Raw genomic sequence first — 2631 nt, forward strand, 5'->3', positions numbered from 1 at the left:
AGAACGAATATCCCGGTTTGGGCGGTACTTACGAAGTAGTGCACCACACCCAATTTTTAAGGCAGTTGTTGGAGGAAGGCAAAATTTCTTTGGAAGGCGGAAAGTTCAAGGGAAAGCGCATCACCTACCACGACCCTTGCTACCTCGGCCGCGGCAATCAAGTATATGAAGCCCCAAGGGAGCTCATCCGAAAACTGGATGCCGAACTCGTAGAAATGAAAAGCTGCAAGCAACGGGGATTGTGTTGCGGCGCGGGAGGGGCACAAATGTTCAAGGAACCCGAAAAAGGGGACAAGGACGTCAACATCGCCCGTACCGAACAGGCCCTAGAAGTACAACCCGAAATCATAGCCGCCGCCTGTCCCTTTTGCAACACGATGATGACCGACGGCGTAAAGAACAAAGAAAAGGAAGCCTCCATCGCCGTTATGGACATCGCGGAGCTGATCGCCTCGGCGGGGGATCTTTGAACAAAACTAAACTCATAAAGCAATTAACCTTGCCTTGTGGCAGGCGAGCTCATAAACTTTTTATCATGCTAACAGACTTCAACACCCTACCCGAAACCTCACGAATTTGGATCTATCAGGCCGATCGCAGTTTTACCTCCGATGAACTGGAAGAAATCCAAAGTGAAATGGAGGCCTTTTTGAAAGACTGGACGGCGCACGGCAGCAACCTGCGGGCCGGTTATGAAATGCGCTATAAACGTTTTATCGTTATCGCCCTCGACCAATCACAGGCCGCGGCCTCCGGCTGTTCGATAGATGCTTCGGTACATTTTATCCAGCACCTGGAAAAGAAATACGATGTGCAATTGTTGGATAAAATGAACGTATCCTATAAACAAGGCGAGTATATCGCCTATAAAACGCTCAGTGACTTCAAAAAAATGGCGAAACAAAAAGCGGTATCCAAAAATACCATTGTCTTCAATAATCTGGTCAATAACAAACAAGAGTACGAAGAGCATTGGGAGGTGCCTGCCTCCGAGAGTTGGCACGGACGGTTTATGTAAGGAATATCCGATGAAATGCAATAATTTTATCGGTTTTTAGTTATCTCCATAGACCTATCCAACACTATGCGTTTTTACCAACTTTTCCCTTTACTTTTTTTAACTTTTACCTGCGTCAATGCCCAAAATGATCCCTTGGTTACAAGGGATAGCCTTGAACAGCGCAACTGGGTCGATTCCCGATACGATGCGATGTCCCTCGATGAAAAATTGGGGCAGTTGTTTATGGTGATGATTGCCTCCGATCAGGGCGCTGCGGATATCGATGAGGTCGAATCCCTCATAAAGGAACAACATATCGGCGGGGTGATATTCTCCACCGGGGGTCCCGTGCGACAGGCCAAACTGACGAACCGATTTCAATCTGCCTCAAAACTGCCGTTAATGGTGGGTATGGATGCGGAATGGGGACTTTCCATGCGGCTCGATTCCACCTATTCCTTTCCGTGGAACATGACCTTGGGGGCTATTACAGACAATACGATAGTTCAGGATGTGGGCCGCCGTATCGGCGAACATGCCAAGCGGTTGGGCGTACATATCAACTTCGCCCCGGATATCGACATCAATACCAATCCGAATAATCCCATAATCGGAAACCGATCTTTTGGCGAGGATCGCGAAAATGTCTCCAACAAGGGCATCGCTTTTATGAAGGGTATGGAAAGTGCCGGCGTTTTGTCCAGCGGAAAGCATTTTCCCGGCCATGGCGATACCGAAACGGATTCCCACCACGCCTTGCCTATCATCAATTTCGAGCGGGCGCGGTTGGACAGTGTCGAGCTTTATCCTTTTAATCGGTTGATAGAAAATGGTTTGAGCAGTGTTATGGTCGGACATTTGGAAGTTCCCGCATTGGAAATTGAAAAAGGACTTCCCTCATCCCTGTCCGAACAGATCATATCCGGGGTGCTAAAAGAGGAAATGGGCTTTAAAGGCCTTGTCTTTACCGATGCCCTCAATATGAAAGGCGTAACCGACCATGGAAAAAATGGGGATGCCGAGCTGGCCGCTTTTATGGCCGGAAACGACATCCTATTAATGCCTTTGGATGTCAAAAAAGCCAAGGATAAACTGGCTAAGGCCTACGACAAGGGCAAAATTTCCGACGAACGCCTATCCACATCCGTCAAAAAAATCCTTCAAGCTAAATATAAGGTCGGTCTGAACCGGTACAAACCCGTGGAACTCGAAAACCTGTACGAAGACCTGAATAGCCGTAAAGATGACCTAATCTACGAAGATGCCATCGAAAATGCCATCACAGTGGTCAAGAACGACTACTATTTAATGGGCATCAAGAATTTGGAGAACAAAAAGATCGCCTACGTCAAATTCGGGGATTCCGAAAGCGACCCTTTCGTCGAGACCTTGAACAAATACGCCCAGGTGACCCAAATCAACGGCAAGGATATCGCTACCCTAAAGGATAAACTGAAGGACTATAATTTGGTGATCATTGGATACCACAAAAGCAACGAGAGTCCGTGGAAACCCTTTAAATTTTCCGAAAAAGAGCTGCACTGGCTCGAAGAGATCGCTGCCGAACGCAGTTCAAACCTTATCCTTTCGGTGTTCGCCAAGCCGTATGCGCTTATGGATATTCCCTCCTT

Annotated in this window: 3 protein-coding genes; all 3 read left to right on the plus strand. The window is 47.7% G+C overall.

Annotated features, from left to right (window positions below; genetic code table 11):
• Positions 1 to 470, plus strand: a 470-nt coding sequence (locus tag ACEW8S_RS12000; protein WP_373518387.1) for a (Fe-S)-binding protein, incomplete at its 5' end; no start/stop codon positions are given.
• Between the two features lie 65 nt (positions 471 to 535).
• A complete protein-coding gene (locus ACEW8S_RS12005) occupies positions 536 to 1018 on the plus strand; it encodes an ABC transporter ATPase (RefSeq protein WP_373518388.1) in 483 nt (160 codons plus the stop codon).
• Positions 1019 to 1084: 66 nt separating this feature from the next.
• The coding region (locus ACEW8S_RS12010; RefSeq protein ID WP_373518389.1) for a glycoside hydrolase family 3 protein at positions 1085 to 2631 on the plus strand (1547 nt) is incomplete at its 3' end.

It is taken from the genome of Pricia sp. (assembly GCF_041745955.1).
In the GTDB taxonomy this organism is placed as follows: domain Bacteria; phylum Bacteroidota; class Bacteroidia; order Flavobacteriales; family Flavobacteriaceae; genus Pricia.